General features: G+C 48.7%; 11 protein-coding genes. 6 read left to right on the top strand and 5 right to left on the bottom strand.

Features of this window, described 5'->3' with window-relative positions; all coding sequences use genetic code 11:
• A partial coding sequence (locus tag QUA71_RS20460; RefSeq protein ID WP_445243808.1) for a calcium-binding protein occupies nucleotides 1-3,109 on the top strand: 3,109 nt, incomplete at its 5' end.
• Between the two features lie 657 nt (nucleotides 3,110-3,766).
• Here QUA71_RS20460 and QUA71_RS20455 read toward each other — a convergent pair.
• On the bottom strand, nucleotides 3,767-4,390 hold the full coding sequence (locus QUA71_RS20455) for a GNAT family N-acetyltransferase (RefSeq protein WP_333287781.1): 624 nt from the start codon (nucleotides 4,388-4,390) through the stop codon (nucleotides 3,767-3,769).
• 1,715 nt (nucleotides 4,391-6,105) lie between these two features.
• Here QUA71_RS20455 and QUA71_RS20450 point away from each other — a divergent pair.
• Together QUA71_RS20450 and QUA71_RS20445 are read left to right on the top strand one after the other, a co-directional pair.
• The gene (locus tag QUA71_RS20450) at nucleotides 6,106-9,627 is read left to right on the top strand and encodes a response regulator (RefSeq protein ID WP_190663390.1); all 3,522 of its coding nucleotides are present in this window, start codon (nucleotides 6,106-6,108) and stop codon (nucleotides 9,625-9,627) included.
• Nucleotides 9,628-10,207: 580 nt separating this feature from the next.
• Nucleotides 10,208-10,657, top strand: coding sequence for a hypothetical protein (locus QUA71_RS20445; RefSeq protein WP_333287779.1), 450 nt, complete (start codon nucleotides 10,208-10,210; stop codon nucleotides 10,655-10,657).
• A gap of 219 nt (nucleotides 10,658-10,876) precedes the next feature.
• Here QUA71_RS20445 and pheS read toward each other — a convergent pair whose 3' ends face one another.
• The gene (gene pheS / locus QUA71_RS20440) at nucleotides 10,877-11,881 is read right to left on the bottom strand and encodes a phenylalanine--tRNA ligase subunit alpha (RefSeq protein WP_333287778.1); all 1,005 of its coding nucleotides are present in this window, start codon (nucleotides 11,879-11,881) and stop codon (nucleotides 10,877-10,879) included.
• A gap of 222 nt (nucleotides 11,882-12,103) precedes the next feature.
• On the opposite strand from pheS, the gene surE reads away from it, so the two are divergent.
• Together surE and QUA71_RS20430 are read left to right on the top strand one after the other, a co-directional pair.
• Nucleotides 12,104-12,910 (top strand): 5'/3'-nucleotidase SurE, encoded by an 807-nt coding sequence (gene surE, locus QUA71_RS20435; RefSeq protein ID WP_333287776.1) that lies wholly within the window; start codon nucleotides 12,104-12,106, stop codon nucleotides 12,908-12,910.
• A gap of 125 nt (nucleotides 12,911-13,035) precedes the next feature.
• A complete protein-coding gene (locus QUA71_RS20430; protein ID WP_190738972.1) occupies nucleotides 13,036-13,434 on the top strand; it encodes a hypothetical protein in 399 nt (132 codons plus the stop codon).
• Nucleotides 13,435-13,686: 252 nt separating this feature from the next.
• Here the strand turns inward: QUA71_RS20430 and QUA71_RS20425 are convergent, their stop codons facing one another.
• Together QUA71_RS20425 and QUA71_RS20420 are read right to left on the bottom strand one after the other, a co-directional pair.
• A complete protein-coding gene (locus QUA71_RS20425) occupies nucleotides 13,687-14,904 on the bottom strand; it encodes an LL-diaminopimelate aminotransferase (protein ID WP_333287773.1) in 1,218 nt (405 codons plus the stop codon).
• A 234-nt stretch (nucleotides 14,905-15,138) separates the two neighbouring features.
• Nucleotides 15,139-15,465: a thioredoxin domain-containing protein gene (locus tag QUA71_RS20420; protein WP_190663385.1), complete on the bottom strand. Its 327-nt coding sequence runs from the start codon at nucleotides 15,463-15,465 to the stop codon at nucleotides 15,139-15,141.
• 144 nt (nucleotides 15,466-15,609) lie between these two features.
• Between QUA71_RS20420 and QUA71_RS20415 the strand changes: the two genes are divergently transcribed.
• Nucleotides 15,610-16,362, top strand: coding sequence for a biotin/lipoate A/B protein ligase family protein (locus tag QUA71_RS20415; protein ID WP_333287771.1), 753 nt, complete (start codon nucleotides 15,610-15,612; stop codon nucleotides 16,360-16,362).
• 280 nt (nucleotides 16,363-16,642) lie between these two features.
• Here QUA71_RS20415 and QUA71_RS20410 read toward each other — a convergent pair whose 3' ends face one another.
• Nucleotides 16,643-17,440, bottom strand: a complete 798-nt coding sequence (locus QUA71_RS20410; protein ID WP_333287769.1) for a DUF928 domain-containing protein — start codon at nucleotides 17,438-17,440, stop codon at nucleotides 16,643-16,645.
• Between the last annotated feature and the right edge of the window lie 21 nt (nucleotides 17,441-17,461).

Here is a 17,461-nt window from a genome sequence, read left to right as displayed (position 1 = left end):
CGCACCTGCATCCGGCAGCGTCAGCAACACCGCCAGAAGTACCTCAACTACCGCTGACCCCACTCCGGGCAACAACGCATCTACAGTCACCACAACTCTGACTCCAACTCCAACTCCCACACCAACACCGACTCCAACAACTCCCACACCAACACCGACTCCAACAACTCCCACACCAACACCGACTCCAACTGACAACCAGCCACCATTAGCCAACAATGCCAACTCCAGCCTCGGGCCCAACAGCAGCCAGTTAGTCACAGGATTAGGAGGAAGCGACCCCGACGGGTCGATCGCCTCTTACACGATCGACACCCTGCCCTCACCAGACCAAGCAGTCCTGTTTTTAGGAGATCCAGCCAATGGCGGCGTACCAGTGACACCAGGTCAAGTCCTGACTCCAGAACAGTTACAGCAACTATTTTTCTTCACAACAGGCAACTTTACAGGAGCCAATTTCACCTACAGCGCCACAGACAACAGCGGCGCCTCCAGTCCCGCGGCCGCTACTGTGACGGCTATCTTGCGGCCGGTTGCGCCAACTCCCACACCAACGCCAACTCCAACTGACAACCAGCCACCATTGGCCAACAATGCCAACTCCAGCCTAGGGCCCAACAGCAGCCAGTTAGTCACAGGATTGGGAGGCAGCGACCCCGACGGGTCGATCGCCTCTTACACCATCGACACCCTGCCCTCACCAGACCAAGCAGTCCTGTTTTTAGGAGATCCAGCCAACGGCAGTCAAGCAGTCACAGCAGGTCAAGTCCTTACTCCTCAACAGTTGCAGCAACTATTTTTCTTCACGACAGGCAACTTTACAGGAGCCAATTTCACCTACAGCGCGAAAGACAACAGCGGCGCCTCCAGTCCCGCGGCCGCTACTGTGACGGCTATCTTGCGGCCGGTTGCGCCAACTCCCACACCAACGCCAACTCCAACTAACAACCAACCGCCATTGGCCAACAATGCCAACTCCAGCCTCGGGCCCAACAGCAGCCAGTTAGTCACCGGATTGGGAGGCAGCGACCCCGACGGGTCGATCGTCTCTTACACCATCGACACCCTGCCCTCACCAGACCAAGCAGTCCTGTTTTTAGGAGATCCCGCCAACGGCGGCGTACCGGTGACACCAGGCCAAGTCCTGACTCCAGAACAGTTACAGCAACTATTTTTCTTCACGACAGGCAACTTTACAGGAGCCAATTTCACCTACAGCGCCACAGACAACAGGGGCGCCTCCAGTCCCGCAGCCGCTACTGTGGTGGCTATTTTGCGGCCAGTTGCGCCAACTCCCACACCAACGCCGGCATCCCCGATCCTCTCAAATCCGATCGGAGAACCAGATACCGACTGTTTGTGTCAGCCCATTATTGAAAAACCGGGAATTAACTTTGCGCCCCCGCAGCAACCACCCGCAGTTGGATTTGTCCGGCCTATTTCACAATTTTCAGAGGGACAAACCACCAAAGGAACCGGCGGCGATGACTTCATCGTAGACACCAAAGGCAACCAAAAAATTGTCGGTTTTGAAGGCAACGACCTGCTTTTAGGTGAAGACGGCGCGGACGAAATTTACGGCAACGAAGACAATGACACGATTTTTGGGAACATTGACACCGATATTGTTTACGGAGACGAGGGCAACGATATCGTATTTGCAGGCAAACAGAACGACTGGATTGCCGGCGACTTAGGCTCTGACACCCTGTTTGGAGATCGAGGTGCGGATACGATTCTCGGAGACACCGGCCAGAACAACTCCCAGAGTCCTGACGATGCTCGCGATTTGATTTTCGGAGGCGAGGGTGCAGACATCATTAACGGCAACGAGGGCGACGATACCATCCATACCGGTAAAGGTGACGATATTGCCCTTGGAGGTAAAGAAAATGACCGAATTTGGGGCGAACTCGGCTCCGATACCTTGTTTGGTGGCCTCGGCTCCGACACGTTGTTGGGCGGCATCGCCGACCAAAGGGCCAGCGACTCCCAGGGACGCGACTTGCTGTACGGAGGCTTCGGTAACGACTTCCTCAACGGCCAACAAGCCAACGATACGCTGGTTGCAGGCAAAGATAACGATCGCGCTTACGGAGGTAAAGGCAATGACATCATCTACGGTCAATTAGGCTCCGATACCCTCTACGGCGGCGAAGGAGCCGATACTCTGCTCGGCGACAGTGGCAGTTCCCAGTCCATCGGGGATCTCGGCGAACAAGACTTAATCTTTGCCGACGGCGGCAACGACATCATCGGCGGCGGCCACGGTAATGATACCGTGCAAGCAGGTAAAGGCAATGATTGTGTTTGGGGTGGCAAAGATAATGACCTGATTTGGGGCGAACTCGGCTCTGATACCCTTGTTGGCGACAGCGGCGACGACACCATGTACGGCGGTGCTCGAAGTCGAGCTAATGATGTTGGCGGTCAGGACTTGCTCTTTGGGGGCATCGGTGCTGATGTGCTGTTCGGCGATGAAGCTGAAGATACCATCAGTGGCGGTCAAGACAACGACTTGATTTACGGCGGTAAAGCTAACGACCTCATACACGGAGATCTGGGCGACGACTTGATTTACGGCGGTGACGGCAGCGATGAACTCTGCGGTGGCGAGGGCAACGATACCATCTATGGCGATCGGGCTGATAACCGGGCTTTCTCGGTGGGCGCAAACGACCAGCAAGACTGCATCAACGGCGGTGACGGCGATGACTTGCTTTACGGCAACGAAGGCCAAGATACTATCAACGGAGATGCGGGCAGCGATACCCTGATTGGTGGTAAAGATAACGACCTGCTCAATGGGGGCGCTGGAGACGATTGGTTGTTTGGCGACTTGGGCGACGATACTTTAATTGGAGGTATTGGGAGGGATGGATTTGTGTTGAATGGTGAGGGCGGCACTGATACTGTGATTAACTTCGAGATAGGCGTCGATAAGTTTGTTTTGAGCGACGGCCTGAGTTTCCAGCAGTTGCAATTTAGCGCCACTCCGAACGGTACGTTGCTGCGAGTAGCAGGAACAGATCGGGTTTTAGCGAATCTGGTTGGGATTAACGGGGCGATCGGCTCCTCGGATTTCCTACCAAATCTCTCTGAACTCTAGAATTGGCGGCGAAAGCCTCCTGTTCTGGCGAACAAAACGCCGCAGCAGATCAGAACTTCTGCGGCGTTCCTCACAATACTCAATCTTGGTTAGAAACTTTATAGCACTCGACGCTTGAAACCGCTCTTAGACTTGCCTTTCGTCCCTCTCTAAGAGACTAAAGAATCAAGGCGTATTCAAGCCTGATTTGGTATAATATCCAATCTGTTAGCCTCGGGATTATTCATAAATCTATTATCTTTATCGGCCTGAATTAGCGTCAATTCCTTGTTAGATACGGTTAAAAAATTATCTTTTTTTCACCGCATATACAGGCAGATAAACACACATTAACGCAGATTAGTTATATCAATTTCTGTTGCACCATCCGTGATTCTGGACTGGTTTTTACGCCCGACGAGGCTACCGGAGTTGATATAACTGTGTATGGGGTTTTTCAGGTGTTCCCAGGTACACAAGGGTTGGTAGCTCAAGTGTTTACTATCAACTAATTTTAGTGTGTTGTGCGATCGGGCTTAAGAGCAAACTAAAATTCATCACTAATTCCCGATTCCCATTCCATTGATTCACAATTCGGAAGTTAAAGATACACGGATAGCTGTTTTTTCCTTTTTCCTGTTTCGCCCCAATTCCCCACGATCAATTCAAATACTTAACTTAGGATAGCGAAATCTGCTTGCGTAAAAACAGGCGGCGCGGCTGGCCGAACAGCCTACCAGTCAAATTCCAATCCACCTGTTGCAAGCGATAGCCGGCCTGATAGTACAACTGTCGCGCCGGATGATTATTTTCCAGAACGTGGAGGTAAATCTCCGAAAATCCCCATTCTCTGGCTGTCTCCTCGCAGTTGCTGAGCAGTTGTTGAGCAACGCCCTGTCGCCGATAGTCCGGGTGAACGGCTAAATTCGACAAATAAGGATAGTCAGAACTCGGTATTTGCCAAGGAAAGCGAGAACGCAGAGCCATTTCTACTGTTCCTGCCATGCGCTGAGATCGGTGCGATCTATAATTCTGCGTTCCCTCCTCGCGCGAGACTAGCTCAGCAACCAGACAAATGTAATGTTCTGCCTTAGAACGCAATCGATTTTTTAAATCTTCGTAAATGCCCAAACGCAACACTGGATACACCCATTCTACAAACCCCTCGCGAGAGTGAAAGCTCATGGCTAAAATATCAGCTAGCTGGGTTAAGTCGTTGGGTGCAGCGACCCGGATCGAAAAACCAGAAAGTCCGGGAGTTTGTTGTTGGTGAGATGGTGAGGAAAAAAATGAAGGATTCACAATGCCAGGCCACTATATTAATTTTTTTACGCGGGTTTCTAAGCTACCATCTTAGAAAATTCACTGATGTTATACTGCTATTCTAACGTAACTTATAGGCATAGTTTATTAGCCAGATTAAATTACATTTATTGTGCTTGACTTTAAGGAGTATGTGAGGTAAATGGAAAATTTTTAGCATTTAATACTCGATTTATGAAAAAATAAAACTCATCCCCTAATACTAGATTGGTGGATAAGCTATTTGGCCTTTAAATTGAAGCTTGATCCCTGGCTTTCGACCGGCATCACAAGAGTTTAAGTAAACAGTAGCTTACAAATTAAATGCGCGACAGCTTAGCGGGCAAGGTATTAAAAACAATCACAAAGGTTTTAACGTCAGGTTCCCGGAATCTTACCGCTCTCTGCTTACGGAAATACCCGATCGAATATAATTTATCCGTCAAGCGGTAGTTGAAAAACTCAACGACTAGATCGGACTAACACCGGGCGCGCTGGGGCGTCGGATGTTCCCCGCCGCCCCCCGGGCTGGCACCCCAGCTTTCAGCAGTTGTGGGCAATCCCTCGCCCGCCCCCGAGCGAACCGGCCTTACCTGTTGAGCTAGTGGGTACTTTTCCAACCTCCAATTTAAATTTGGATGCCTGGAAACAGTCTGCAGGGGTTTTCCCCGTCGGTTCGATACTCTGCTGCGCGCGAGCGAGACCTTCAAAACCTCGATCGAGCTGATTGACCCCCCGCCCAACAACCGATATCCGCCACCGACACTGGTCGTGGAGAGATCGAAATTTTAGACTCTAGTTCAAGCTCCGCGATTGATCTGTGGAGTACATCTAAAATCTAAAATCTAAAATCTAAAATCGACCGATCGGTTTCCACAGAGTACATCCCTAGCTAAGATTAACAGATGGATGCTCGAGCTTGCGGTGTTTCGCCGCAGTAATTGGCTTGTCGAAGGTCTGCTGGAGGCACAAAAAATGCCGAGATCGGGGAAAAAAGTGCAAGTCTAACTAAAATGGTACAGCAATTGCGTCACTCCCACAGACACCTCTGTGGTCTGTCAGCCACCCCCGAATATGAGTCAGGGGCTCGGGGCCGGATTGTGGTCGGTATCCTTGGCTGACTGTTAAAGTTGCTGTTACTTGTGGGAAAAAACACAGGCGAAGATGTTGGTTGTCTATTGTATCTTGCTGCGGGCAGCTTTCACATACCAAATAAAACAGTCCCAGGAGCCAGGACCAAACATAAATTTGGCAAGTCACCTCACAATCAGGACGGTTATTCCTATGTATTCTGAGATATGCAGACGGCAGTTAAAATGGCTAGATTAGTGTTTGCTCTCCTGCTGCATAAAGGTAAGGGGTGAAATAAAATTATCGGGAGACGAGTTTATGTGAATATCATTAAATAATAAAATTGGGGTGCACGACAGATAACTGTGGCTCAGAAGAATTCCGCATTGAAAACCCAGACATCAAAAATCAAGGTTGATGCTTGCCTCGCACACTCACAACAACTTCATATCCACGAATTATTGTGATACCATTTTCCCAAAATAATGGCACTATAGGCAAAATCCCAACCCTTATGTCATCAGTCATTCGCAATCGAAAATCCAAAATCGAAAATGGTATGACTTCAGCAATTTAAATCGGCGAATTCTTCCTTTGATCAGACTTGTTAAATCGAACAGCCCCGGGGCACAGGAGAACGGTGCATGAATTCCCAAGAAAATCCTAAACTAAAAATTCTGATCGTCGATGACGAACCGGATAACCTCGACTTGCTTTACCGCACCTTCCATCGAGACTACAAAGTGCTCAGAGCCGAATCTGGCCCCGCTGCTCTCGAAATTTTGGCAAAAGAGGGAGAAGTTGCGGTGATTATCTCGGACCAGCGAATGCCAAAAATGAGCGGTACGGAGTTTCTCAGCCTGACGGCGGCTCAGTACCCCGACGTGATCCGAATTATTTTAACTGGCTATACGGATGTTGAAGATTTAGTTGAAGCTATTAACGCTGGAAAAGTATTCAAATACGTTACCAAGCCTTGGGATGCTCAAGAGCTGATAAATCTTGTCAGTCAAGCTGTTGAGACTCACAATCTTCTGAAAACGCGCACCAATGAACTGCGCCGTGCTTTGAGCCAAGAATCGCTGCTTTATGCCGTTACCAATACTATCCGATCGGCTCTCAATTACCAGCAAATGCTGCAAAGAATTGTGGAAAGTGTCGGGCAGATGTTTGAGGTGAGTTGCTGTCTGCTGCGGCCGTTCCAAGACGGCCGAGTGGCCGATGAGTGGTTCGTTTACCAGAAGGCAGAAACTAAAGAGTTGGGGGGCGATGAGGAAGCGATGCCCGGAGATGCTTCTGCTGCCGAACTCTCCCCAGATTTGCTGCCGGATTTGGTTTGGGAAACTCTGGATGTGGAGGTGATTCAAGATGCCCAAACTGACGATCGAGTTTTAAACTGGGATAATCAGCAACGACAGCAGGCTTACGAAGCTGCGAATATTCGATCGAGCTTGATCGTACCCCTGTTTTACAAAATGGAACTGATGGCAGTCTTGGCGCTGCACCAGTTCGATCGACCGCGCCAGTGGCAAGACCACGAGGTACAGTTGGTAATTACGGTGGCAGACCAAGCGGCTTTGGCGCTTTCTCAAGCCCGGGCTTACGAACAGGTGCGGGCGCTGGCAAAGCGCGAGGCATTAGTCAATACTATTACTACGGCAATTCGATCGAGTCTTGATCCCCAAAATATTTTTGCAGCCATTACTCAACAACTCGGCCAAGCTTTGCAAGTTGACGGCTGCGCCCTATCTCTGTGGACAGAAGATGATGAATACGTCCAATGCGTGGGGCTATACGACACAAATAGAGATACCGTTGCTGTAGAAGAGGGTTTTAACCCTCCAGAGGTAGTTGCGAACCCTCTTGGCCCTGAGACGATTTCTGCCGATGCTGTTGGCAACGCTCCCGCCTGGGTTTTTGCCCATCCTTCCCTGCCACAGTCTTTGGTGCCGATTCGGGGCAATCCGGTGTTGCTGCAAGTTATGGTATCAAAAGAGCCGGTGGCGATCGAAGATCTCGACGAACACCCCGAGTTAAATGTTACAGAACTGCAAGTTCGATCGCCAGCCCGCGCCCTGTTAGTCGTTCCCTTACTCTCAGAAGGCAAAATCATCGGCAGCATTTCCCTGCGCCAAAATCACAGCATCCGCCGCTGGAACATCTCAGACATTGACCTGGCTCAAATAGTCGCAACTCAAGCGGCTCTAGCCGTGCAGCAGTCGCGCCTCTACCAGACTACCAGACAGCAGGCAGAACGGCTTCTGGAAGCCGATCGGCTCAAAACCGAATTTTTCCAAAATATCTCCCACGAGTTCCGCACGCCTCTAACTCTCACAATCGGCCCTCTCGAATCAGCTTGCGGCCGCAAAGAAGACTTGCCCTACGAACAAGCCGTAATCGCTTTGCGTAATTCCCGCCGCCTGCTGCGTTTGGTAAATCAACTGCTGGACTTGCAGCGACTCGATGCCGGACGGATGCAGCCGAGTTTTCGCCCCTGCGATTTAGTCGGTTTCTGTTACTCTACCGCAGAGTCATTCCGGGCCTACTGCGAGAAAAAAGGGCTGCAGTTAATTACCCAACTGCAAGAATGTCCTTTACTTTATTTGGATCTTGAAAGATTTGACAAAGTTATTTACAACCTGCTGTCAAATGCGGTCAAATTCACCCCAGAAGGCGGAACTATCACCCTGAAAGTTGAATCCGCCGGCGCTCACTGCTTGTTGCAAGTAAAAGACACTGGTATCGGCATTCGCACGGAACAAATTCCCTATTTATTCGAGCGGTTTCACCAAGCCGAAGGTTCAGCTAGCCGTTCCTATGAAGGCAGCGGCTTAGGTTTGGCACTTGTCAAAGAATTAGTCGAACTCCACGGGGGTCAAATTTCAGTTGAGTCAGTTTACGGCGAAGGTACTACTTTTACCGTTTGGCTCCACTTCGGTTCGACTCACTTACCCCCGGAACAGGTACTAGAAATACCAGCAGAGTTTCACTCCTCCAAAGCTGCGGTGGAACTGGCAGATGTGGAGGCGGATTTGTCGGAAAATGAGGCAGAAGATCATAACTTTGAGGCGCTCGAACCGGTCAGATCGGAAACGGTAGTGGGAACGGTTTTGGTGGTTGACGACAATCCCGATTTGCGCTTTTATGTGTCGGCAATTCTGCGAGAGTCCGGCTTTGCAGTTTTGCTCGCCCGCAATGGACAAGAAGGATTTGCCGTGGCAAAAAAACGCCGCCCTAATTTAATCGTAACGGATTTGATGATGCCTTTGATCTCGGGTTTGGATTTGATTCGGATGATTCGAGAGGATGAGGAATTGCAGGGAACTCCGGTAATTTTGCTGACTGCTAAAGCCGACGAAGATACTCGAATTGAAGGAGTAGAACGGGGTGCTGATGCTTATTTGTCGAAGCCTTTTAACGATCGAGAATTGTTGGCGGAAGTGCGGAATTTGCTCGCCCTCAAACAAAACGAGCGCCGAGTGCAGGAGTTGAACAGTTATTTAACTGAGTCGGTGCTGCGCCGATTTTTACCGCCGGCGATGGTGAAGGCGGCAGCGGCTGGAGATTTGGCCCTGGATTTGCGCCCGGAACCGCGATTGATTACTATTTTGTTTAGCGATATTGTCGGTTTTACTCAAATGGCAAATACGCTGCGCTCGCGCCGGGTAGCTGAGCTGTTGAATGAATATTTGGCGGCAATGACTAAGGCTATTTTTGACAGTGGCGGTACGGTGGACAAGTTTGTTGGAGATGCGGTAATGGCTTTCTTTGGCGCGCCGGAGGAACTAACGCCTAACGAGCAAGTACGTCGCGCTGTGGCTGCTGCGGGGCAAATGCTGCGAGCTCTCAAGGAGCTTAACAAGGGCTGGTTGGAGCAGGGAATTGTTGGGGAAAATGGCGTGCCTCCGGTGCGGTTTCGCTGCGGAATTCACCAGGGTACTGCGGTGGTGGGGATGTTTGGCGGCCCCGATCGAGCGGATTATACTGCGATCGGGCCGAGCGTGAATATTGCCGCCCGCTTGCAAGAGGTGACGGAACCAAACACGGTGCTAATTTCGGCGGCGGTGGCAGATTATGTTGAGGAAAATCGCATTGTTAAATATAAGCCTTTGAAACTAAAGGGAATTGATGAAACGGTATTGACTTTTTTACTAAATTGTGATTAGTCATTTGAAGTATTATATGTTGATATCCCACGCACAATTTCGGGAACCACCTATTCCTAAATAAGTAGATGAGCGGCAAAATATCTATGTAGTCCAAAGCGATACTCACTCCGTGAAACGCTCTTTAGAAGCGATATTTTATGCAAACAATCGCCCGATTGATGATAGCTTGATAATCGGTGACATACTAAAGTTTATGTGTACCTACTTACTGGCCGTAAACAATGTGTTAAATTTAACTTGAATCACGCTAGTTAATGTTTCTTTACATAAACATAATTTTTTCCGCCTACCTACTTAAGCGCCCGGATCTGCGCTCCGGCTGTGGAGTCAATTGTTTAATCTTTAATCTTTAATCGACTCACCAAAGTTCAACCTTCCAAATGGCGGCTGGGGAGTCAACTCTAAAATCTAAAATCTAAAATCTAAAATCTAAAAGTGACTGACATTCCTTGCTTGAATCTATCAAAAGAGGGAACTTTTTTAACCGCTCGTCGGGGGATAACCTCTATCTAGAGAACGGTTACGCCGATCGCTCCGATCGAGTAAAAATAGAGTGTCATATCTTCTTCTGTATTCTATGAAACTGAATTATTTTACGAAACGGCTTTCGACTTTAGGGCGCTCGATCGCTGCAATTGTGCTTTGCGTCTGTGCGATGGCCTTCGTCTGGTCTGGTGCGTTCTTCTCGAACACCGCAGCAATGGCTTCTCCTGCTGTAAACTCGATGGCAGCAGACCCAGATGCGGGCGATGCGGTTCAAGAAAAAGCCAGCAAAGATGCTGGACGAGCCAAGAACTTCATCCGAGATACAGAAGAGAAGGTTAAGGAAACTGCCAAGACAAATGCTGCTAAAGTCGATCGCTCATCGGAGGATGGTAGTGTAGTAGAGCGCAAAGCTAAGAAAGATGCGGGCACAATTGAGAAAAGAGCATCGGAAGATTCAGCTCGGACTCAGAAAGCAGTAGATAATACCAAGAATGCTGTCGAGAGCGCTGTTGACAGCATCAAGGGTGTTTTTGGCAAGTAGACAATAAATAAGTAGGTAAGCGCAAAAAAACAATAATATCTTGCAGGGGCTTGTAGGGGTGGCTTTAGGGCTTATCTACAGTAAGGGCGAGTCGATCGTTGCAGAACCCGCCCTCTCCCCAAGTAATGTTTATTTGTACTTACTTACTTGAAACTTAAAGATTGATGTACATTGACCAAGACCTCTAGACGGCTGGTGTAAGCGACCCCAAGCCCTTGTTTAAAATTGCCGCAAAAAGCGCAAGTCGCTAGCATAAACCCGGCGAATGTCGTCGATTTCATAAAGTACCATTGCGAACCGCTCGACACCAAAACCGGCCGCAAACCCAGTATATTTTTCTGGATCTAAACCGACTCCTTTAAGAACATTCGGATCGACCGTTCCGCAGCCCAAAACTTCCAGCCATTTGCCGTTCCACTGCAAATCAACTTCGGCAGAAGGTTCCGTAAACGGAAAGTAACTCGTGCGGAAACGAATCGGCAAATCTTGCCCGAACATTTGCCGCAAAAACTCTTTAATTGTGCCTTTCAAGTCAGTAAATGTCAGACCTTCATCAATTGCTAAAAGTTCAATTTGGTGGAAGACTGCTGCGTGAGTAGCATCGACAGTATCGCGGCGGTAAACGCGGCCGGGAGAGACAATCCGAATCGGCGGTTTGTGCTGTTCCATGTAGCGAATTTGCACTGATGATGTCTGAGTCCGCAGCAAGTCGCCGCCTGGTAGGTAAAATGTATCTTGCATATCCCGCGCTGGGTGGTCTGGCGGTGTGTTCAGCGCCTCGAAGTTATAATAATCTGTTTCCATTTCCGGGCCGTTGGCGACAGTGTAGCCGAGGCCGACAAAGATATCGAGAGCGCGGTCTATGACGGCGTTTAAGGGGTGAACGCGACCTTGGGGGCTAAAAATCCCCGGCATGGTAACATCGATGGTTTCTGAGGCGAGTTTGGCTTGGATTTGGGCGGTTTGGAGGGCGGCGCGCTTGTCTTCTAAATCGGCTTGCAGGGCTTCTTTGACTGTATTGGCGATCGCACCTACTTTGGGTCGCTGGTCTGGCGACAGTTTGCCCATCATGCCTAAAATTTGAGATAGTTGGCCTTTTTTGCCGAGGTAGCCGACGCGCAACTGTTCGAGTTGTTCGAGGGTATTGGCAGTGGCGATCGCACTTTTGGACTCTTGACCGAGGGTTTCTAGTTGAGTTTCAATGTCGCTTAGCTGGACAGTCATTTTGATTTTAGATTTTAGATTTTAGATTTTAGATTGATGGCTGTTTTGGGCCAAGTTGAGTTTAGCGCAATTTTGGCTCTTCAGCTTGTTGATTTTAGATTTTAGATTTTAGATTTTAGATTTTCGACAGTTACGGATAATTTGTAATAGGTAATTCGATGTTAGAGCGATCGCCGTAGTTGAATCTAGTTTAGTATTGTTATAAGGCCTATAAAAATTTCAATGAAACTTTTAATTAGCAACGACGACGGCATCTTTGCACAAGGCATCCGCAGCCTCGCCAACGCTCTCGCCGACGCTGGCCACGACGTGAGCGTAGTTTGTCCCGACAGAGAGCGCTCCGCTACCGGCCACGGCCTTACCCTGCACCAACCCATCCGCGCCGAGATTGTCGAATCTATTTTTGATCCTGCAGTCCAAGCTTGGGCCTGTTCGGGCACTCCCGCCGACTGCGTGAAACTTGCTTTGTGGGCTTTACTTGACAAACCGCCGGATTTTGTTCTTTCCGGTATCAACCACGGCCCCAATTTAGGCACGGATATCATCTGTTCGGGTACGGTTTCGGCAGCAATGGAGGGAATTATGGAAGGCATTCCCAGCATTGCTTTTAGCCTCGCCAGCTTTACTTCGCAGGAATTTGGGCCGGCGGTGGATTTCGCTGTCACCTTGCTGGCACAGTTGGAAAAACAGCCAATGGCGAAACCGATGCTGTTGAATGTCAACATACCAGCAGTCCCACAAGCAGAAATTACCGGAGTTGCGATCGCCCGTCAAGGCATTCGCCGCTATTTCGACATATTTCAAAAGCGCACCGATCCGCGCGGCAAAACTTATTATTGGCTGGCTGGCGAATTGTTAGAAGATGTAGAAGAAATCGCCGATTCGGCGGTGCCGCACGATATTCCTACGGACGTACAAGCTATTCGCGACAACAGAATAACCGTAACTCCTTTGCAATATAATCTCACCTGTGCTCCAGACTTGCACTCGTTGCGCGATTGGCAATTTGAAGGTTTTCCCAAGCAGTGAGCTCCGATCGACCCGATCGGAGCGGTAAACTAGGAATTAAGGAAAAGTGCCTCTAAAGGTCTATGCCTTAGGCGTTAACACAGGCTCCCCATTAGTTATTGGTTTTTTACTCAAGAAAAACAGTTATGAACGCTCCCACCTATAACACTCATTCTGTCACTTGCCCGATCTGCAACCGTTCCAGCGTCGTAGGCCCAGTCGGGATGGTCAGTGGACTATTCACTTGTCCCCACTGCCATTCTCATATGGTAATTAGCTGGAGCGGTCATTTTGTGCGCGATCCTTTTAGTCTCAAACAACTGACGGTGGGAAAAATGCTCAGGCGCGAGAGCAGACCGTTAGCTCGCCTTCAGCGGGACTTTGGGCTGGGTAAGCCTTTTCCGCTGATTGCAATTTTGGGCAGTGTGGTGTTTTTCGGGTGTGCGCTAGCCGCTACGGAACAATCGCTACCCCGAGAGAATTCACTTCAAGGACTTTTAGAGTGGGTGAGCGGAACTGGTAATTCCCAAGATGTCTCACGTTAACATTTCTTAAAAGAAATTGTGACAGATACTGCGTGCAAATATCTATTCCTTTAGGTAGAAATCACACTATTTTAGCAATTGCATCCATCTTGAGCTACGGGTAAGCACTTAAACGCCGTGTCCTTCATCCTGTGCCCAAAAACTTCAAAACCCCAGTCCGGCAGGGGTTAAAACCCCTGCCTCAAAGCTCAAGTCTGGTGGGCTTAAGTCTCACGAGGGTGTTTCGAGTTAAGTTGACACATATCACTTTGCTCAATTTAGAAACTCAGCAATTTTTCTAACTGCTGTTTCCAAAATTGCTGGCGACTCGACTAAGGCAAATCGCACGTAGCCCTCTCCTGATTTCCCGAAACCGGCACCGGGGGAAGCCGCGACTCCTGTACTCTGTACTAGCTGAGTGCAAAATTTCACGGAATCTTGGGTCCAAGGTTCCGGCAGTTTCGCCCAGACGTACATGGTGGCGGGGGGTACGGGTACTTGCCAGCCGATGCCCTGCAGCGCGTTTACAAAGGCATCCCGCCGTTTTCTGAAGGTTTCTACGCTGGTTCTGACGGTATCTTGAGGGCCTGTTAATGCTGCGATCGCTCCGTTCAAAATCCCTCGGTATTGGTTGAAGTCCACTGCGGCTTTTACCTGTCGCAGCGCTGCAATTAGTTCGGAATTGCCGATCGCATATCCGACTCGAAAACCTCCCATACTGTAGGATTTGGATAGTGTAAAAAACTCGATCGCCACACTTTTATCTCGATCCGCCTGAAATATTGACGGCGCCATCAATTTTCGATATTCTTCCTCGTTACCAGGCTCTGCCTCTATGAGAGAATTGCGATCGTCAAACACCAAATCCACATAAGGGAAATCGTGAACTAAAACAAGTTGATGTTCCCGACAAAAAGCCACAGCTTTCTCAAAAAAAGCAACCGGGGCGATCGCAGTTGTAGGATTGTGAGGATAGCTCAAAACCATCATCTTCGACTGAGCCAACACTGCTATCGGAATATCTTCAAATATCGGCAAAAACGCATTTTCTGCCAATAGCGGCATCGGATAAATTTGACCGCCGGCTAAATGCACACCGCCTGCGTGGGAAGGATAGCCCGGATCGAGCAACAAAGCAAAATCTCCCGGGTTGAGTACAGCTAAAGGCATATGCGCCGTGCCTTCTTGGGAACCAATTAACGGCAGCACTTCTGTTTCTGGATTGACTGCAATCCCAAATTTTTGCTCGTACCAAATAGCTGCTGCTTCCCGAAAATCTCTTGTGCCGTTAAATAGCAAATAGCCGTGAGTGCTGGTGTCGGACAGAGAATGTGCGATCGCATCTGTAATGTGAGCAGCCGCCGGCAAATCCGAAGAACCCAGAGACAAGTCAATCACATTTTGCCCCGCTGCTCTAGCTTGAGCTTTTGCCCGATCCATATCGGCAAATACATTAAATTGCAGTGGATCTAAACGTTTAGCAAATTGCATATTTTCTGTATTTTTGGGGAATTTTAAGGAATATTTTTATAGTAGCTAAATTATTATTTTTTATATTGCATTTTTCTTGAGTTTGTGAATTATTTTTTTTGACTAACCGCAGAGAGCGCAGAGGGCGTAGAGTCAAAAAGGAAGATCGAGGATAAAAGAGAGATATTAAAAAAATATTGGCGATTGCTATAATTGTAAGTTGGGAGTTGGAAACTCCCGAATCATTTCCAAAGTTTATAAGTGAGCGTCGAGCAAACCGATCAAAGTTTGTTTAGTAATAGCTCCCTCGTGAGAAAGCACTACTTCGGCATTTTTAAAGAGCCTGAGAGCTGGGACTCCTTCTACTTTATACTGCTTGACAGTATTAGGATTGGGGTCAATTTCCATTTTAACCACTTTCAGCCGATCGCTGTAGTTGGCAGCCACCCAGTCTACCGAAGGCGCGATCAGTTTGCAAGGCCCGCACCAAGTAGCCCAAAAATAGGCAAGCACTGGTTGCTCAGCTTTCAGGACTTCTGTTTCAAATTTTTCGTCGTTAATGACAATTACACTGTTGCTCATGGTTCTGCGATTATTTTTTCTATTTATTTCTAAAGCACCGGCGGGCGTGAAACTTGCACCAACTTAGAAGACAGGCCCAAAAAACTGTTACTAATTTTAAAACATTCTGCGAATTATTGAGTAGAAACTCAGGACTCGGGACGGATGGCTAATTCTGTTTGGCGTTTAATTCCACTGCTGTCGGCGTCTGGTAGCGTGCAGATGGCGATCGACCAATGGCTGCTGGAACAGCATCTAGCGGGCAAACATCCGCCAACTCTGCGATTTTACACTTGGCAACCGGCGGCGATTTCCTTGGGCTACCACCAGCGCAGGTGGCCGGAGTTTTGGCAGCATTTGTCTTGGCAGGGAATGCCTGTGGAGTTGGTGAGGAGGCCCAGCGGCGGGCGCGCCGTACTTCACCAAGGGGATTTAACTTATGCAGTTGTGGCGTCGGGATTTGGAAGCAGCCGTATGAAAGCTTATCAGACTATTTGCGAGTTTTTGATTGAGGGTTGGAGGGCGATGGGTTTGGATTTGCAATACGGGGAAGCAGGAAGGGGTTATATTCACAATCCGAATTGTTTTGGTACTGCGACTGGTGCAGATTTAGTTACACTTGATGGCTGCAAGTTAATTGGTAGCGCGCAATTGCGACGGGGTGATGCTATTTTGCAGCACGGTTCCATGCGTTTGCAGCCGGATGTTAGTTTGTTTTCTCAAGTTTTTGGGGAGGAATTAATTCCTGTGCAATTACCTCTATCTGAAGGGGGAGATGATTGGATTGCAACTGTAATTGATGTTTTGAGTGCGGCGGCTTGTCGCTGTTTTGAGATTGATTTGAAAGTGCAGCCACTTTCGGATCGGGAATGGCAGGATATTTTGGAATTAACAAGTAATAAGCTGTTTCACATTTAACCTGCATATTTGGGAGCAGGCTTTCCACGCGCCTTTTGGGAACAGCCAAGATGACCGTTCCACAAGAGATTTCTCGAATAATTATTGTGGGGGATGTCAAAAAGTCGGCTGTCTTTTGGTAACAGCCAAGATGGCCGTTCCACAACAAAAAATTTTTATTGTAGAACAGCCATCTTGGCTGTTACTGATACAAGTTAAAAACTTGTACACTTTTTATTAAAAGTCTTCTGACCCGTTGCTCTAACGCCACTAAAAAAGTTAAATTTATATGCAGTACAGCTTATGGCTGTGGCTTAGTTTGAACGATCGGCTCTTTGGCAATTTTGCCCAATGTCACAGAATCCAGCAAGCTTTCCCAATCAGTCTTGAGCACTGCATCATTAGGCCGATCGCGGCGAGCGGCTGCTAGATTACTGAGGGCATCTAGCCAAATCCCATTTCCAGCATAAATAACGGTTTTCTGGCGCGGATCTGCCTGAGCTAATTGACGGCGGATATCTGCACTGAGTTCAACTCGCCGTACAGTACCGCTTTCGATCTGATCGCTCGATCGGTCTTGAGAGTCGCAAATCACTGTAAAATTCCAAGTGTAACTTTTGCCTACTTCCAAGGGCGGCACATTTTGGTTAGCGGGGATACTAACGCCGATCACCCCTGATACATTGCTAATTGTGAGATCCTGTTTATAAATCTGGTTGCCGCTTTGATCTTTTAAGATAAATTCGGCTGATTCCGCCTCTGTTGGAGGCAAGTAGAAAAAGAACGTTGGATAGTCGAAAACAGTCCGTCCGATCTTATTTGTAGGCACTAAGGCTGTGAGACCTAGCTGACTAATGCTCGCGCAGCCACCGCGCACAGGGCGTCCCGGTTGAGTGGGGGGGCGATCGTCGATATCTTCACGGGGCTGAATGAAGCGCGGCCCTCCCGGTACAGTGCGTTGTGGCCCGCCGTCTATCTCTATATCTAGATCCTGTCCCACAACTGGAAATAGGGAAGCGTTAAGTGTGGCGATCAATACTATTGATCCAACTGATGTCAGACTCAGGATAAACTTAGTAATTTTTTTCATGAGCTTCATGGTTTTTTAGGGAGAGATTGT

This window comes from Microcoleus sp. MON1_C5, assembly GCF_036701875.1.
Classification (GTDB): domain Bacteria; phylum Cyanobacteriota; class Cyanobacteriia; order Cyanobacteriales; family Microcoleaceae; genus Microcoleus.
This window is presented reverse-complemented; position numbering and strand designations above follow the sequence as displayed.